This window comes from Corallococcus exiguus, assembly GCF_009909105.1.
GTDB classification, from domain to species: domain Bacteria; phylum Myxococcota; class Myxococcia; order Myxococcales; family Myxococcaceae; genus Corallococcus; species Corallococcus exiguus.
Window position 1 is genome coordinate 716,844 of the sequence record NZ_JAAAPK010000004.1, and the last position, 19,001, is coordinate 735,844.

1 protein-coding gene (only partly in view) is annotated in these 19,001 nt (G+C 69.2%); it reads left to right on the forward strand.

The features are described 5' to 3' along the window. Positions 1-19,001, forward strand: partial view of a non-ribosomal peptide synthetase gene (locus tag GTZ93_RS19085; protein ID WP_161662915.1) — the 5' portion only. The gene runs 10,225 nt beyond the window's last position; the window shows 19,001 of its 29,226 coding nt (coding positions 1-19,001); it begins with the start codon at positions 1-3; the stop codon falls past the right edge of the window.

The following is a 19,001-nucleotide window of genomic DNA, read 5'->3' on the forward strand; positions in this document are numbered from 1 at the left end:
ATGAGCAGCAGCGGTGATTTGTCGAAGCGGATCGCGAATCTGTCGCCGGAGAAGCGCGCGGAGCTGCTGAAGAAGATGGCCGCGCAGAAGCAGGCGGCGGGGACTCCGGCGCGGGCGGCGTTCCCGCTGAGGGACCGCTCGCGGCCGGCGGAGCTGTCCTTCGCGCAGCAGCGGCTGTGGTTCATGGACCAGCTGGCGCCGGGCAGCCCGCTCTACAACGTGCCCGTGGCGGTGCGGCTGGAAGGCGCGGTGGACGTGCCCGTGCTGGAGCGCTCGCTGCTCGAGGTGGTGCGGCGCCACGAGTCGCTGCGCACGACCTTCCAGGGCGCAGACAGCGGGCCGGTGCAGCACTTCGCGGACGCGCCCGTGCTGGAGCTGGAGCGCACGGACGTGAGCGCGTTCGCGGCGGAGGCGCGGGAGGGCGAAGCCTGGCGCCGGGTGCGGGAAGGAGCGCTGCGCCCGTTCGACCTCGCCACGGGGCCGCTGATGCGCGCGCTGCTGGTGAAGCTGGGGGACGCGGACCACCTGATGCTGGTGGCGATGCACCACATCGTGTCGGACGGGTGGTCGCTGGGCGTGCTCGTGCGCGAGGTGGCGGTGCTCTACGCCATGTTCCTGCAGGGCCAGCCGTCGCCATTGCCGGAGCTGGCCGTGCAGTACGCGGACTACGCGGCCTGGCAGCGGGAGACGTTGCAGGGCGCGGCGTTGGAGCGGCAGCTGGCGTACTGGCGTGAGCAGTTGTCGGGCGCGCCGCCCGCGCTGGAGCTGACGACGGACAAGCCCCGGCCCGCGACGCGTGGCTTCCGGGGCGCGCGCACGCCCATCCAGTGGCCGCGTGAGTTGACGGACTCGCTCCGGGCGCTGGCGCAGAGGGAGGGCGCGACGCTGTTCATGGTGCTCCTGGCCGGGTGGCAGTCGCTGCTGTCGCGCTACACCGGGCAGGACGACGTGAGCGTGGGCTCTCCCATGGCGGGCCGGACCCGCTCGGAGCTCGAAGGCCTCATCGGCATGTTCGTCAACACGCTGGTGCTGCGCGCGCGCCTCACGCCGGAGCTGTCGTTCCAGGGGCTGGTGCGCCAGCTGCGCGAGACGATGGTGGGCGCGACGGACCACCAGGACGTGCCCTTCGAGAAGCTGGTGGAGGCGCTGCAGCCGGAGCGTGACTCGGGGCGCACGCCGTTCTTCCAGGCGATGTTCGCGCTGCAGAACGCGCCGCGAGGCCCGGTCGCGGTGCAGGGCCTGAAGCTCAACGCGATGGAGGTGGACACCCAGACCGCCAAGTTCGACCTGCTCCTTCAGCTCACGGAGGCGGAAGGGAACCTGAGCGGCTACGTGGAGTACGACACCGACCTCTTCCACGCCGCCACCGTCGCGCGGATGGTGGAGCACCTGCGCGGCCTGCTGGAGTCCGCCGTGGCCCACCCGGCGATGCCCGTGGCGCGGCTGCCCATGGTGAAGGCCGCCGAGCGTCACGTGTTGGCCGTGGACTGGAACCGGACGCAGGCGGCCTATCCGCGGGAGCGGCCGGTGCACGCGCTCTTCGCGGAGCAGGCGCGCAAGTCGCCGGACCGGGTGGCGGTGGTGCAGGGCGTGGATGGCCGGACGCTGACGTACGGCGAGCTGGACGCGAAGGCGAACCAGCTGGCGAACCACCTGCGCGGGCTCGGAGTGAAGCGTGGCACGCGGGTGGGCGTGTACGTGGATCGCTCGTGGGAGATGGTGGTCGGGCTGCTCGGCATCCTGAAGGCGGGCGGCGCGTACGTGCCGGTGGACCGCAACTACCCGGCGGACCGCATCGCACTGCTGCTGGAGGACGCGGGCGTCGAAGTGACGCTGACGCAGCAGTCGCTGGTGGAGAAGCTGCCGGCCGGAGCGGGCAAGCCCCTCTGCGTGGACGCGGCGTGGGAGTCCATCCGCCGTGAACCGGAGACGGCACCGGACGTGGAGGTGGGCGGCGAGGACCTCGCGTACATCATCTTCACGTCAGGCAGCACGGGCCGGCCGAAGGGCGTGTGCGTTCCCCACCGGGGCATCACCCGCCTGGTGTTGGGCAACGACTTCATGCGCTTCGGGCCAGATGCCATCTGGTCGCAGACGGGGCCAGTGGCCTTCGACGCGTCGACGCTGGAGCTGTGGGGCGCGCTGCTGCACGGGGCGAAGCTGGTGCTGGCGCCGCCGCACGCCCTGACGCTGGAAGAGTTGAGCGCGCTGGTGAAGCAGGAGCGCGTCAGCGTCCTGTGGCTGACGACGGCGCTGTACGAGCAGATGGCGCTTCACCAGGGCGACGCGCTGGCGGGCGTGTCGCAGGTGCTGACGGGCGGTGACGTGATGCCGCTCCCGCGCGCAAGGGAGCACCTGGCGCGGCTGCCGGAAGGCGCGGTGCTGGTGAATGCGTACGGCCCCACGGAGAACACCACGTTCTCCACCACGCACACGATGACGGGTCGGACGGTGCTCGATGGGGCGGTGTCCATCGGCAAGCCGATTGGAAACTCGACGACGTACGTGCTGGACGCGCACGGAGACGTGGCGGGCGTGGGCGTCCCGGGTGAGCTGCACGTGGGCGGCGAAGGCCTCGCGTGGGGCTACCTCAACCGCGCGGACCTGACGGCCGAACGCTTCGTCCCTCATCCCTTCAGCACGGAGGCTGGCGCGCGCCTGTACCGCACGGGCGACAAGGCCCGGTGGAGGGAGGACGGTACGCTGGAGTTCCTGGGGCGCACCGACTTCCAGGTGAAGGTGCGTGGCTTCCGCATCGAGCTGGGCGAAATCGAAGCCGCGCTCCTCCAGCATCCGGACGTGGCGGAAGCCACGGTGGTGGCGCGGGGGCAGGGCGCGGACAAGCAGTTGGTGGGGTACGCGGTCGCGAAGCCGGAGCGGACGCTCGACGCGGCGGAGCTCAAGGCGCACCTGCGGCAGCGGCTGCCGGAGTACATGGTGCCCACGGCCCTGATGTCGCTGGACGCGCTGCCCCTCAGCGCGAACGGCAAGGTGGATCGCAAGGCGCTGCCCGAGCCGGAGGCCCCGCGCTCGGAGAAGGTCTTCGAGGCGCCTCGCACGGAGACCGAAGCGAAGCTGGCGGCCATCTGGGCGCAGGTGCTGCGCGTGCCCCAGGTGGGCGTGACGGACAACTTCTTCGAGCTGGGCGGTCACTCGCTGCTGGCGACGCAGGTGGTCTCGCGGATCCGCGCCGGGTTCGGCGTGGAGCTGCCGCTGAGGGAGCTGTTCGAGTCCGCCACCCTGGAGGCCCTGGCGCTCCGCCTGGAGCGTGCTACCCGCTCCGTCGCTCCGCCGCTGGTGCCAGTCTCGCGCGAGCAGCCCCTGCCGTTGTCGTTCGCGCAGCAGCGCCTGTGGTTCATCGACCAGCTGGAGCCGGGCAGCCCGGTCTACAACGTCCCACTGGCGGTCCGTCTGGAGGGGGCGCTGGACGTCGCGGTGCTCCAGAGCGCGCTGGATGCACTGGTGCGCCGTCACGAAGCGCTCCGCACGACGTTCACGTCACATGAAGGCGCGCCGGTGCAGGTGGTGCATCCGCCCTCGGCGATGCCGCTGGAGGTGGAGGACCTGCGCGGCGTCGAAGCGGGCGAGCGGGAGGAGGAGGCCCGCCGCTGGGTGATGGCGCAGGGGCTGCGGTCCTTCGACCTGTCGCGAGGGCCGCTGGTCCGCGCGCAGTTGGTGCGGCTGGAGGAGCACGACCACCTGCTCGCGCTCACGATGCACCATGCCATCTCGGATGGTTGGTCGTTGGGCGTGCTCGTGCGGGAGATCGGTGCGCTGTACGCGGCGTTCGTGCAGGGCCAGCCCTCCTCGCTGCCGGAGTTGCCGCTCCAGTACGCGGACTACGCGGCGTGGCAGCGCGGCTGGCTTCAGGGAGACGCGCTCGAACGCGAGGTGTCCTTCTGGAAGGGCCGGCTCGCGGGAGCGCCCTCCGCCCTGGAGTTGCCCACGGACCGTCCGCGTCCGGCGGTGCGGGGCAACGCGGGCACGATGCACTTCTTCCAGTGGTCCCCCTCGCTGACGCAGCGTCTTCGTGCGCTGGCGCAGCGTGAGGGCGCATCGCTGTACATGGTGCTGCTGGCGGGCTGGCAGGTGCTGCTGTCCCGCTACTCAGGGCAGACGGACATCAGCGTGGGTTCGCCCATCGCGGGCCGGACGAGAGCGGAGCTGGAAGGGCTCATCGGCTTCTTCGTCAACACGCTGGTGATGCGCGCGCGGGTGGAAGGGGAGACGTCCTTCCGCGAGTTGCTGAAGCAGGTGCGAGGCACGGTGCTGGAGGCCTACGAGCACCAGGACGTGCCGTTCGAGAAGCTGGTGGAGGCGCTGCATCCGGAGCGCAGCCTGAGCCACACGCCGCTGTTCCAGACGCTGCTAGCGCTCCAGAACGTGCCGCAGGGCGACCTGGGGCTGCCGGGCATGGCGCTCAAGCCGCTGATGATGGAGAGCCGCACGTCGAAGTTCGACCTGAGCGTCTTCTTCGTGGAAGAGGGCGAAGGGCTGAGGGGCTCGGTCGAATACAGCACCGAGCTGTACGACGCCGCGACGGTGCGCCGGATGGTGGAGCACCTGAGGGTGCTGCTGGATGCTGCGATGTCGCGTCCGGAGGCCGCTGTGTCCCGGCTGCCGATGGTGGACGCGGAAGAGCGGCAGCGGATCCTCGACGGTGGCAACCGCATGGCGGCGGAGGCCGTGGGCACCACGCCGGTGCACGCGCTGTTCTCCGAACAGGCCCGGAAGACGCCGGACGCGGTGGCGATCCAGGTGCATGACGGGCGGACGTTGACGTACGCCGAGCTGGACGCGAAGGCGAACCAGCTGGCGCATCACCTGCGGAGCCAGGGAGTGAAGCGCGGCACGCGGGTGGGCGTGTACGTGGAGCGCTCGCTGGAGATGGTGGCGGGGCTGCTGGCCATCCTGAAGGCGGGAGGCGCGTACGTGCCGGTGGACCGCAACTACCCTGCGGAGCGCATCGCGCTGCTGTTGGGAGATGCGGGCGTAGGCGTGACGCTGACGCAGCGGTCGCTGGTGGAGAAGCTGCCGACGAGCGCGGGCACGCCGCTGCTGCTGGACACGGTGTGGGCCGAAGCGGCCCGGCATCCGGAGACTGCGCCGCGGGTGGAGGTCAGCGCCGAAGACCTGGCGTACGTGATGTTCACGTCGGGAAGCACGGGCCGCCCAAAGGGCGTGAGCGTGCCGCACCGGGGCATCACGCGGCTGGTGGTGGGCAACGACTTCCTGCGCTTCGGACCGGAGGAGGTCTGGCTGCAACTGGCGCCGGTGGCCTTCGACGCCTCGACGCTGGAGCTGTGGGGCGCGCTGCTGCACGGAGCGAAGTTGGTGCTGGCGCCGCCGCACGCGTTGGCGCTGGAGGAGTTGGGCGCGCTGCTGCGAAAGGAGCGCATCAGCACGCTGTGGCTCACCGCCGCGCTGTACGAGCAGATGGCGCTGCACCAGGTGGACGCTCTGGCCGAGGTCTCGCGAGTGCTGGCGGGTGGCGACGTGCTGCCGGCGCAGCGCGTGCGCGAGCACCTGAAGCGCCTGCCACAAGGCGCGATGCTGGTGAATGGGTACGGCCCGACGGAGAACACGACGTTCTCCGCGACGCACGCTCTCACACGCGACACGGAGCTCACCGCTTCGGTGCCCATCGGCAAGCCGATTGGGAACTCGACGGCGTACGTGCTGGAGCCGCACGGTGACGTGGCCGGAGTAGGCGTACCGGGTGAGCTGTTCGTGGGCGGCGAAGGCCTGGCGTGGGGCTACCTCAACCGTACGGACCTGACGGCGGAGCGCTTCGTTCCGAACGCGTTCAGCACGGAGCCTGGTGCTCGGCTGTACCGCACGGGAGACAAGGCGCGCTGGAAGGAAGACGGGACGCTGGAGTTTCTGGGGCGCACCGACTTCCAGGTGAAGGTGCGTGGTTTCCGAATCGAGCTGGGCGAGGTGGAAGCGGCCCTGCTCCAGCATCCGGACGTGGCGGAAGCCGCGGCGGTGGTGCGCGACGTCGGCGGGGACAAGCGGCTGGTCGCGTGGCTCGTGGCGAAGCCGGGGCAGAACATCGATCCGAAGGCAGTGGAAGCGGAGCTGCGGCAGCGGTTGCCGGAGTACATGGTGCCGTCGGCGATGGGCGTGTTGGAAGCGCTGCCGCTCACGGCCAACGGCAAGGTGGACCGCAAGGCGCTCATGGCGCTGGAAGCGCAGGAGGCAGGCACCGCCTTCGAAGCGCCGCGCACGGAGGTGGAGAAGAAGCTGGCGGCCATCTGGGCGGAGGTCCTGCGGGTTCCATGGGTGGGGCTGAGGGACAACTTCTTCTCGCTCGGTGGCCACTCGCTGCTGGCGACGCAGGTGGTGTCGCGGATCCGCTCGGAGTTCGGAGTGGAGATCTCGCTGCGGGTCCTCTTCGAGGCACCCGTGCTGGAAGTCCTGGCCGAGCGGCTGGGAACGGCCGCGAGTCACCAGTCCACGGCACTGAAGTCCGCCGCGAGTGATGAAGCGCCGCCCCTGTCATTCGCGCAGCAGCGCCTGTGGTTCATCGACCAGATGGAACCGGGAAGCGCGATCTACAACGTGCCCGTCGCGGTCCGGCTGCGAGGTACCTTGAAGCGGGGAGCGCTCGTGCGAGCCCTGGACGAAATCGTCCGGCGGCACGAGTCCCTCCGCACGACGTTCGAGCTGCACGAGGGCCAGCCCGTGCAGCGAATCCATCCCCACGCGCGCCTGCCGGTGGCGGACGTCGACCTGGAGGGAATCGACAGCGAGCAGCGGGAGGCGGAGGTCCGGCGCCGGCTCAGAGTGGAGTTGGCGGAGCCCTTCGACCTGCAAAAGGGGCCGCTCATCCGGGCGAGCCTGCTGAAGCTGGGAGCCACCGAGCACGTGCTGTTCATCACGATGCACCACATCGTGTCGGATGGCTGGTCGCTGGGAGTGCTGATCCGTGAAGTGGGGGCGTTGTACGCGGCCTTCACGGAAGGGCGTCCGTCGCCCCTGCCAGAGCTGTCGTTGCAGTACGCGGGCTACGCGGCGTGGCAGCGCGGTTGGTTGCAGGGAGAGACGCTCCAGAAGGAGGTGGACTTCTGGAGGGGGAAGCTCGCTGGGACGCCGCCCGTCCTGGAGTTGCCGACGGACCATCCGCGTCCGGCGGTGCGAGGCAACGCGGGAGCGGTTCATTCATTCGTGCTGCCGTCGTCGCTGGAGCAGGGGCTGAAGGCGCTGGCGCAGCGCGAGGGCGCATCGCTGTACATGGTGCTGCTGGCGGCGTGGCAGATGCTGCTGTCGCGCTACAGCGGACAGACGGACATCAGCGTGGGTTCGCCCATCGCGGGGCGGACGCGGGCGGAGCTGGAAGGACTCATCGGCTTCTTCGTCAACACGCTGGTGCTGCATGCGCAGGTGGACGGTGAGAAGTCCTTCCGTGAGTTGCTGACGCAGGTGCGGGGCACGGTGTTGGAGGCCTACGAGCACCAGGACGTGCCGTTCGAAAAACTGGTGGAGGCGCTGCAGCCCGAGCGCAGCCTGAGTCACACGCCGCTGTTCCAGTCACTGCTGGCATTGCAGAACACGCCCGAAGGAGAGGCGCGCCTGCCCGGGCTGACGATGAAGCCCCTGGAGCTGGAGATCCGCACGTCGAAGTTCGACGTGAGCATCTTCTTCACGGAGACGGCGCAGGGCTTGAGTGGAGCGGTGGAGTACAGCACCGAGTTGTTCGAAGCAGCGACGGTGCGCCGGATGGCGGAGCACCTGCGGGTGCTGCTGGAAGGCGTGGTGGCGAAGCCGGAGGAGGCAGTGGGCCGGCTGCCCATGCTGACGGAGGCGGAGCGCCAGCAGGTGCTGCTGACGTGGAACCCGACGGCCACGCAGTCCTCCCGTGACATGTCGGTGCACGCCCGCTTCGAGGCACAGGCGAAGCGGACGCCGGACGTGGTGGCGCTGAAGCTCGCGGAAGGGGGCGGCACGCTGACTTACGGCGAGCTGGACGCGAAGGCGAACCAGCTGGCGCACCACCTGCGGAGCCAGGGCGTGAAGCGCGGCACGCGGGTGGGCGTGTACGTGGAGCGCTCGCTGGAGATGGTGGCGGGGCTGCTGGCCATCCTGAAGGCCGGGGGCGTATACGTCCCGGTGGACCGCAACTACCCGGCGGAGCGCATCGCGCTGCTGCTGGGGGATGCGGGCGTGGGCGTGACGCTGACGCAGCGGTCGCTGGTGGAGAAGCTGCCGGCGAGCGCGGGCACGCCGCTGCTGCTGGACACCGCATGGAGCGAGATCGCACACCAGCCGACGTCGGCGCCGCAGGGAGAAGTGAGCGCGGACGACCTGGCGTACGTGATGTTCACGTCGGGAAGCACCGGCCGCCCGAAGGGCGTGAGCGTGCCGCACCGGGGCATCACGCGGCTGGTGGTGGGCAACGACTTCCTGCGCTTCGGGCCGGAGGAGGTCTGGCTGCAACTGGCGCCGGTGGCCTTCGACGCGTCGACGCTGGAGCTGTGGGGCGCACTGCTGCACGGAGCGAAGTTGGTGTTGGCGCCGCCGCACGCACAGACGCTGGAGGAGCTGGGCGCGCTGCTGCGCAAGGAGCGCATCAGCACGCTGTGGCTGACCGCCGCGCTGTACGAGCAGATGGCGCTGCACCAGATGGACGCGCTGGCGGAAGTGTCGCAGGTCCTCGCGGGCGGCGACGTGTTGCCAGCCCAGCGAGTGCGCGAGCACTTGAAGCACTTGCCGGAAGGCGCGGTGCTGGTGAACGGGTACGGCCCGACGGAGAACACGACGTTCTCCGCGACGCACGCGCTCACGCGTGACTCGGCCGTCATGGCTTCAGTGCCCATCGGCAAGCCGATTGGAAACTCGACGGCGTACGTGTTGGACGGGTACGGCGGCGTGGCCGGAGTGGGCGTGCCGGGAGAGCTGTACGTCGGCGGCGAAGGCCTGGCGTGGGGCTACCTGAACCGTACGGACCTGACGGCGGAGCGCTTCGTTCCGAACGCGTTCAGCACGGAACCCGGCGCGCGGCTGTACCGCACGGGAGACAAGGCGCGCTGGAAGGAAGACGGGACGCTGGAGTTCCTGGGGCGCACCGACTTCCAGGTGAAGGTGCGAGGCTTCCGAATCGAGCTGGGCGAGGTGGAGGCGGCCCTCCTCCAGCATCCGGGCGTGGCGGAAGCCGCGGCGGTGGTGCGCGACGTCGGCGGAGACAAGCGGCTCGTCGCGTGGCTCGTGGCGAAGCCGGGACAGAACATCGATCCGAAGGCAGTGGACGCGGACCTGCGGCAGCGGTTGCCGGAGTACATGGTGCCGTCGGCGATGGGCGTGTTGGAAGCGCTGCCGCTCACGGCCAACGGCAAGGTGGACCGCAAGGCGCTACCTGAAATCGAAGCGGCTGCTTCGGAGCACGAGTACGAAGCGCCTCGCACGGAGTCGGAGCAGAAGCTGGCGGCCATCTGGGCGGAAGTGCTGCGCGTCCCGCGGGTCGGGGTGAGGGACAACTTCTTCGCGCTGGGTGGGCACTCGCTGCTGGCGACCCAGGTGGTGTCGCGGATCCGGAAGGAGCTGGGCGCGGAGCTGCCACTGCGGACTCTGTTCGAGGCTCCGACGCTTGAAGCCCTGGCCCGACGGCTGGAGACGGCCGAGCGTCCGCTGCCCGTGGCGCTGGGGTCGATCGCGAACGCTGGGCCGTCGCCGCTGTCATTCGCGCAGCAGCGCCTGTGGTTCATCGACCAGTTGGAGCCGGGCTCGGCGCTCTACAACGTGCCCGTCGCGGTGCGCCTGGAAGGCGAGCTGGACGTGGGAGCCCTGGACTGGGCCCTGCGTGAAATCGTCCGGCGCCACGAATCCCTCCGCACGACGTTCGAGCTGCACGAGGGGCAGCCCGTCCAGCGCATCCATGCCGACGAAGTCCGCCTCTCCATGGTGCAGATCGACCTGGGGGCGTTGGACGGCGAGCAGCGGGAGGCGGAAGTCCGGCGCCGGCTCGGATTGGAGTTGGCGGAGCCCTTCGACCTGTACAGGGGGCCGCTCATCCGGGCGAGCCTGTTGAAACTGGGAGCCGCCGAGCACGTGCTGCTCATCACGATGCACCACATCGTGTCGGACGGCTGGTCGCTCGGCGTGCTGATCCGCGAAGTGGGCGCGTTGTACGCGGCCTTCACGGAAGGGCGTCCGTCGCCGCTGCCGGAGCTGTCGTTGCAGTACGCGGGCTATGCGGTGTGGCAGCGTGGCTGGTTGCAGGGCGAGACGCTCCAGAAGGAGGTGGACTTCTGGAGGGGGAAGCTCGCCGGGACGCCGCCAGTCCTGGAGTTGCCCACGGACCATCCGCGTCCGGCGGTGCGAGGCAACGCGGGTGCGATCCATTCCTTTGTTCTGCCGTCATCGCTGGAGCAGGGACTGAAGGCGCTGGCGCAGCGCGAGGGTGCATCGCTGTACATGGTGCTGCTGGCGGCGTGGCAGGCGCTGCTGTCGCGCTACAGCGGGCAGTCGGACATCAGCGTGGGTTCGCCCATCGCGGGCCGGACGAGAGCGGAGCTGGAAGGGCTCATTGGCTTCTTCGTCAACACGCTGGTGCTGCGCGCGCAGGTGGACGGAGAGAAGTCGTTCCGTGAGTTGCTGACGCAGGTGAAAGGCACGGTGCTGGAGGCCTACGAGCACCAGGACGTGCCGTTCGAAAAACTGGTGGAAGCGCTGCAGCCCGAGCGCAGCCTGAGTCACACGCCGCTGTTTCAGTCACTGCTCGCGTTGCAGAACACGCCCGAGGGAGAGGCGCGCCTGCCCGGGCTGACGATGAAGCCCTTGGAGCTGGAGCTCCGTACGTCGAAGTTCGACGTGAGTATCTTCTTCACGGAGACGCCGCAGGGCTTGAGCGGAGCGGTGGAGTACAGCACCGACCTGTTCGAAGCGGCGACGGTGCGCCGGATGGTGGAGCACCTGCGAGTGCTGTTGGAAGGCGTGGTGGCGAAGCCGGAGGAGGCAGTCGGCCGGTTGCCCATGCTGACGGACGCGGAGCGCCAGCAGGTGCTGGTGACGTGGAACCAGCAGCAGGCGGAGTACGACCGCGCCGCGACGATTCCCCTGCTCTTCGAGGCACAAGCGAAGCGCACCCCGAATGCTGTAGCCGTGGTGAGCGGCAAGCAGCGGCTGACGTACCGGGAGGTGGAGGCGAAGGCGAACCAGTTGGCGCACCGGCTGCGCACGCTGGGAGTGGGCCCCGAGTCGCGAGTGGGCCTGTGCGTAGAGCGCACGGCGGACGTGGTGGTGGGCACGCTGGGCATCCTCAAGGCCGGCGGCGCGTACGTGCCGTTGGATCCGAGCTATCCGAAGGAGCGACTGGGCTGGCTGCTGGAGGACGCACAGGGCCCAGCGTTGGTGGCGCACTCGCACCTGCTGGAGTCGCTGCCCGCCTTCAGCGCGAAGGCGGTGTGCCTGGACCGTGAGGAGGAGTGGGCGGAAGAGTCCTGCTGCCCGCCGACGCCGGAGGTGCGCCCGGAGAACGTGGCGTATCTCATCTACACGTCAGGAAGCACAGGCCGCCCGAAGGGCGTGGCGGTAACGCACCGGAACGCAGTGGCCTTCCTGGCGTGGGCAACGGAGACGTTCACGGAGGAGGAGACGAAGGCAGTGCTCGCGGCGACGAGCCTGAACTTCGACCTCTCGGTGTTCGAGCTGTTCGCGCCGCTGGTGCGAGGCGGCAGCGTGGTGGTGGTGCGCAACGCCCTGCACCTGGCGGAGGAGAAGCCAGAGGCGGAGGTGACGCTCATCAACACGGTGCCGTCGGCGATGGCGCAGTTGGTGCGGCTCAACGCGGTGCCGCCGTCAGTGCAGGTCATCAACCTCGCCGGTGAAGCGTTGCCGGAGACGTTGGCGAAGGCCGTGTACGCGGTGCCGACGGTGCGCAAGCTGCACAACCTGTACGGCCCGTCGGAAGACACGACGTACTCGACGTGGTCACTGGTGGGGCGCGCAGAGGTGCCGAACATCGGCCGGCCGCTCACCAACACGCGGGCGTACGTGCTGGACAAGTACCTGCAGCCGGTACCGGCGGGCGTAGCGGGAGAGTTGTTCCTGGCAGGCGAAGGCCAGGCGCGCGGCTACCTGCTGAGGCCGGAGCTGACGGCGGAGAAGTTCCTGCCGGAGGTGTACGGCCCCGAAGGCAGCCGCATGTACCGCACGGGAGACCGGGTGCGGTACCGCGCGGACGGAGTGCTGGAGTACCTGGGCCGAGTGGACTTCCAGGTGAAGGTGCGAGGCTTCCGCATCGAGCTGGGCGAAGTGGAGTCCGCGCTGCGCCAGCAGGAGACGGTGAAGGAAGCGGTGGTGGTGGCGAAGGGGGAGGGCGCGGAGAAGCGGCTCGTGGCGTACGTGGCGCCGAAGGCAGGCGCGACGTTGGAAGCGGAGGCGCTGAAGGCAAATCTGCGCCAACGGTTGCCAGAGTACATGGTGCCCGGAGCGGTGGTGGTGCTGGAGGCACTGCCGCTCAACTCCAACGGCAAGGTGGACCGCAAAGCCCTGCCGGATCCGGAGGCGCCAGCAGCCATCGTCACCTACGCAGCCCCGCGCACGGAGACGGAAGCGAAGCTGGCGGCCATCTGGGCGGAAGTGCTGCGCGTCCCGCGGGTGGGCGTGAAGGACGACTTCTTCGCGCTGGGTGGCCACTCGCTTCTCGCGACGCAAGTCGTGTCACGGGTTCGCGCGGAGACGGGCGCGGAGCTGCCGCTGCGCGCGCTGTTCGAAGCGCGCACGGTGGAGTCACTCGCTCGTCAGCTGGGGCAGACCGCGCTCTCTGGCAAGAACACGATGGATCGCAGGCTGGGAGATGCCGCCCGGCCGCTGTCGTTCGCGCAGCAGCGGTTGTGGTTCATCGACCAACTGGAACCGGGCACCGCGCTCTACAACGTGCCCGTCGCGGTGCGGCTGGAGGGAGCGCTACGCCAGGATGTCCTGGAACGGGCGCTGCGCGAAGTGGTGCGGCGCCATGAAGCGCTGCGGACGACGTTCGCGGAGAAGGATGGTCAGTCCCTCCAGGTCATCCACTCGGACATGACCCTGCATCTGGAGCGGGTGGAGGTGTCCTCGGGGGATGCGCGGCAGCGGATTGAGCAGGAGATGTTGAAGCCGTTCGACCTGTCGCGCGGTCCGCTGATCCGGGCACTCCTGCTGACGCTGGGAAGCGCGGAGCACGTGTTGGTCGTCACGATGCATCACATCGTGTCGGACGGCTGGTCGCTGGGCGTGCTGATCCGGGAGGTGGGCGCGCTGTACGCGGCCTTCGCGGAAGGCCGTCCGTCGCCGCTGCCAGAGCTCCCTGTGCAGTACGCGGACTACGCGGCCTGGCAGCGCGACGGGTTGCAGGGCGCGACGCTCCAGCAGGAGGTGGACTACTGGAAGCGGAAGCTCGTTGGCGCGCCGCCGGTGCTGGAGTTGCCCACGGACCATCCCCGTCCGCCGGTGCGTGGCAGCGCGGGAGCGACGTACTCCTTCCCCCTGTCCCGGTCGCTGACGGGGGACCTCAAGGCGCTGGCCCAGCGGGAAGGTGCGTCGCTGTACATGGCGCTGCTTGCGGGTTGGCAGGTCCTGCTGTCGAGGTACTCGGGGCAGGACGACATCAGCGTGGGTTCGCCCATCGCGGGCCGCACGCGCGCGGAGGTGGAAGGCCTCATCGGCTTCTTCGTCAACACGCTGGTGCTGCGCGCCCAGGTGGATGGAGGCCAGTCCTTCCGGGCGCTGCTCACGCAGGTGCGGGAGACGGTGCTGGGCGCATACGAGCACCAGGAAGTGCCGTTCGAGAAGCTGGTGGAGGCGCTCCAGCCCGAGCGCGATCGGCGTCACACGCCGCTGTTCCAGGTGTTCCTGGCGCTCCAGAACCTGCCTGAGAGTGAAACGCGACTGCCGGGATTGACGCTCAAGCCCGTGGCCTACGAAGGCCGGACGTCGAAGTTCGACCTGAGCCTCTTCTTCATGGAGACGCCAGACGGACTGACGGGCGCGATGGAGTACAGCACCGACCTGTTCGAAGCAGCGACGGTGCGCCGGATGGCGGAGCACCTGCGGGTGCTGTTGGAAGGCGTGGTGGCGAAGCCGGAGGAGGCAGTCGGCCGGCTGCCCATGCTGACGGACGCGGAGCGTCAGCAGGTGCTGGTGACGTGGAACCAGCAGCAGGCGGAGTACGACCGCGCCGCGACGATTCCCCAGCTCTTCGAGGCACAAGCGAAGCGCACCCCGAATGCTGTAGCCGTGGTGAGCGGCAAGCAGCGGCTGACGTACCGGGAGGTGGAGGCGAAGGCGAACCAGTTGGCGCACCGGTTGCGCAAGCTGGGAGTGGGCCCGGAGTCGCGAGTAGGCCTGTGCGTGGAGCGCACGGCGGACGTGGTGGTGGGGACGCTGGGCATCCTCAAGGCCGGCGGCGCCTACGTACCGTTGGATCCGAGCTACCCGAAGGAGCGACTGGGCTGGCTGCTGGAGGATGCGCAGGGCCCGGCATTGGTGGCGCACTCGCACCTCTTGGAGTCGCTGCCCGCCTTCAGCGCGCAGGCGGTGTGCCTGGACCGTGAGGATGAGTGGGCGGAAGAGTCCTGCTGCCCGCCGACGCCGGAGGTGCGCCCGGAGAACGTGGCGTATCTCATCTACACGTCAGGAAGCACAGGCCGCCCGAAGGGCGTGGCGGTAACGCACCGGAACGCAGTGGCCTTCCTGGCGTGGGCAACGGAGACGTTCACCGAAGAAGAGACGAAGGCAGTGCTCGCGGCGACGAGCCTGAACTTCGACCTCTCGGTGTTCGAGCTGTTCGCGCCGCTGGTGCGAGGCGGCAGCGTGGTGGTGGTGCGCAATGCCCTGCACCTGGCGGAGGAGAAGCCGGAGGCGGAGGTGACGCTCATCAACACGGTGCCGTCGGCGATGGCGCAGTTGGTGCGGCTGAACGCCGTGCCGCCGTCGGTGCGCGTAGTGAATCTCGCTGGCGAGGCACTGCCCGAGACGCTGGCGAAGGGCGTCTACGGCATCCCCACGGTGCGCAAGCTGTACAACCTATACGGCCCGTCGGAAGACACGACGTACTCGACGTGGTCGCTGGTGGGGCGGAATGAGGTGCCGAACATCGGCCGCCCGCTCACCAACACGCGTGCGTACGTGTTGGACAAGTACCTGCAGCCGGTTCCGGTGGGCGTCGCGGGAGAGCTGTTCCTGGCAGGAGAAGGCCAGGCGCGCGGCTACCTGCTGAGGCCGGAGCTGACGGCGGAGAAGTTCCTGCCGGAAGTCTACGGCCCGGAAGGCAGCCGGATGTACCGCACGGGAGACCGGGTGCGGTACCGCGCGGACGGAGTGCTGGAGTACCTGGGCCGAGTGGACTTCCAGGTGAAGGTGCGAGGCTTCCGCATCGAGCTGGGCGAAGTCGAAGCAGCCCTGCGTCAACAGGAGTCGGTGAAGGACGCAGTGGTGGTGGCGAAGGGGGAGGGCGCGGAGAAGCGGCTCGTGGCGTACGTGGCCCCGAAGACCGGCACGACGTTGGAAGCGGAGGCACTGAAGGCGAGCCTGCGTCAGCGGTTGCCGGAGTACATGGTGCCCGGAGCGGTGGTGGTGCTGGAGGCACTGCCGCTCAACTCCAACGGCAAGGTGGACCGCAAGGCCCTGCCGGAGCCGGATGCTCAAAAGGCCGGAAGTACCTACGAGGCCCCGCGCACGGATGCGGAAGCAAGGCTCGCGGCCATCTGGGCGGAGGTGCTGCGGGTGCCCCAGGTGGGCGTGAAGGACGACTTCTTCGCGCTGGGTGGCCACTCCCTGCTGGCGACACAGGTGGTGTCGCGAGTGCGCGCGGAGATGGGCGCGGAGCTGCCGCTGCGCGCGCTGTTCGAATCGCGCACGGTGGAGTCGCTCGCCCATCAGCTGGAGAAAGCCGCGTTCTCTAGCAAGACAGCGATGACGCGCAGGCTGGGGGCCGCCGCACGGCCGCTGTCGTTCGCGCAGCAGCGGTTGTGGTTCATCGACCAGCTGGAGCCGGGCACCGCGCTCTACAACATGCCCGTGACACTGCGGCTGGAGGGTGACCTGGACGTGGGCGTCCTGGAGCGCGCCCTGCGTGAGGTCGTGATTCGTCACGAGGCCCTGCGCACGACCTTCGAGGTGCAGGACGGTCAGCCCATCCAGGTCATCCATTCGGACATGGCCCTGCACCTGGAGCGGGTGGAGGTGTCCGAGGCGGATGCACGGCAGCGGATCGAACAGGAGATGTTGAAGCCGTTCGACCTGTCGCGCGGTCCGCTGCTTCGAGCGCTCCTGCTGAAGTTGGGCAATCGGGAGCACGCGCTGGTCGTCTCGATGCACCACATCGTGTCGGACGGCTGGTCGTTGGGCGTGTTGATCCGCGAAGTGGGCGCGCTGTACGCAGCCTTCTCAGCGGGGCAGCCGTCACCCCTGCCCGAGCTGCCCGTGCAGTACGGAGACTACGCGGCCTGGCAGCGTGACTGGCTGCGGGATGAGGCCCTGGCGCACGAGGTGGACTACTGGAAGCAGTCGCTGATGGGAGCGCCGCCGGTGCTGGAGCTGCCGACGGACCGTCCGCGTCCGGCGGTGCGCACCAACGCCGGCACGACGCTGGGCTTCATGCTGCCGCTGGACCTGTCCCGGAAGCTGAACACGCTGGCCCAGCAAGAGGGCGCCTCGCTGTTCATGGCGCTGCTGGCCGGGTGGCAGGTGCTGCTGTCGCGCTACTCAGGGCAGCAGGACATCAGCGTGGGTTCCCCCATCGCGGGCCGCACGCGCGCGGAGGTGGAGGGCCTCATCGGCTTCTTCGTCAACACGCTGGTGCTGCGCGCCCAGGTCTACGGAGAGGCGTCCTTCCGTGAGCTGCTGAAGCAGGTGAGGGGCACGGTGCTGGGCGCGTACGAGCACCAGGACGTGCCCTTCGAAAAACTGGTGGAGGCACTGCAGCCCGAGCGCAGCCTGAGCCACACGCCGCTGTTCCAGACGTCGATGTCGCTCCAGAACGTGCCTGTCGAGGAGTCCAGACTCCCCGGCCTGGTGCTCAAGCCCGTGCCCTACGAAGGCCGCACGTCGAAGTTCGACCTGAGCCTCTTCTTCACGGAGACGCCAGACGGGCTGACGGGCGCGGTGGAGTACAGCACCGACCTGTTCGAAGTGACGACGATGCGCCGGATGGTGGAGCACCTGCGCATGCTGCTGGAAGGCGTGGTGGCGAATCCGGAGGAGGCAGTGGGCCGGCTGCCCATTCTGACGGAGGCGGAGCGTCAGCAGGTGTTGGTGACGTGGAACCAGCAGCAGGCGGAGTACGACCGGGACGCGACGATTCCGGCGCTCTTCGAGGCGCAGGCGAAGCGAACGCCGGATGCCGTGGCAGTCGTGAGCGGCAATCAGCGGCTGACGTACCGGGAGGTGGAGGCGAAGGCGAACCAGTTGGCACACCGGCTGCGCAAGCTGGGAGTGGGCCCGGAGTCGCGAGTAGGCCTGTGCGTGGAGCGCACGGCGGACGTCGTGGTGGGGACGCTGGGCATCCTCAAGGCCGGCGGCGCCTACGTGCCGTTGGATCCGAGCTACCCGAAGGAGCGACTGGGCTGGCTGCTGGAGGACGCGCAGGGCCCGGCGCTGGTGGCGCACTCGCACCTGCTGGAGTCGTTGCCCGCATTCAGTGCGCAGGCGGTGTGCCTGGACACGGACGCGACGTTGGCCACGGAGCCGACCGAGGCGCCAGATGCAGGGCCCCGTCCTGAAAACGTGGCGTACCTCATCTACACGTCGGGAAGCACGGGCCGTCCGAAGGGCGTCGCGGTGACGCACCGGAACGCGGTGGCCTTCCTCGCGTGGGCGACAGAGACGTTCACCGAAGAAGAGACGAAGGCAGTGCTCGCGGCGACGAGCCTGAACTTCGACCTCTCAGTGTTCGAGCTGTTCGCTCCGTTGGTGAGGGGTGGCAGCGTGGTGGTGGTGCGCAACGCCCTGCACCTGGCGGAGGAGAAGCCGGAGGCGGAGGTCACGCTCATCAACACGGTGCCGTCGGCGATGGCGCAGTTGGTTCGGCTGAATGCAGTGCCGCCGTCGGTGCAAGTCATCAACCTCGCCGGTGAAGCGTTGCCGGAGACGTTGGCGAAGGGCGTCTACGGCATCCCCACGGTTCAGAAGCTCTACAACCTGTATGGCCCGTCGGAAGACACGACGTACTCGACGTGGTCGCTGGTGGGGCGGAATGAGGTGCCGAACATCGGCCGCCCGCTCACCAACACGCGGGCGTACGTGCTGGACAAGTATCTGCAGCCGGTGCCGGTGGGCGTGGCGGGCGAGCTGTTCCTGGCGGGAGAAGGCCAGGCACGCGGCTACCTGCTGAGGCCGGAGTTGACGGCGGAGAAGTTCCTGCCGGAAGTCTACGGCCCGGAAGGCAGCCGCATGTACCGCACGGGAGACCGGGTGCGGTACCGCGCGGATGGAGTGCTGGAGTACCTGGGCCGAGTGGACTTCCAGGTGAAGGTGCGCGGCTTCCGCATCGAGCTGGGCGAAGTGGAGTCCGCACTGCGCCAGCAGGAGACGGTGAAGGAAGCCGTCGTGGTGGCGAAGGGGGAGGGCGCGGAGAAGCGGCTTGTGGCGTACGTGGCCCCGAAGGCAGGCGCGACGCTGGAAGCGGAGGCGCTGAGGGCAAGTCTGCGCCAGCGGCTGCCGGAGTACATGGTGCCCGGAGCAGTGGTGGTGCTGGAGGCACTGCCGCTCAACTCCAACGGCAAGGTGGACCGCAAGGCCCTGCCGGAGCCGGAGGCACCGACCTCCACCCGCGCGTACGTGGCCCCGCGCACGGAGACGGAAGCGAAGCTGGCGGCCATCTGGGCGGAAGTGCTGCGAGTCCCCCAGGTGGGCGTGAAGGACGACTTCTTCGCGCTCGGAGGCCACTCGCTGCTGGTGACGCAGGTGGTGTCGCGCATCCGCACGGAGACCGGCGTGGAGTTGCCGCTGCGCGCGTTGTTCGAGGCTCCCACGCTCGAGGCCCTGGCCCAACGGATGGGGACGGCGGGCCGCGGCCAGAGCTC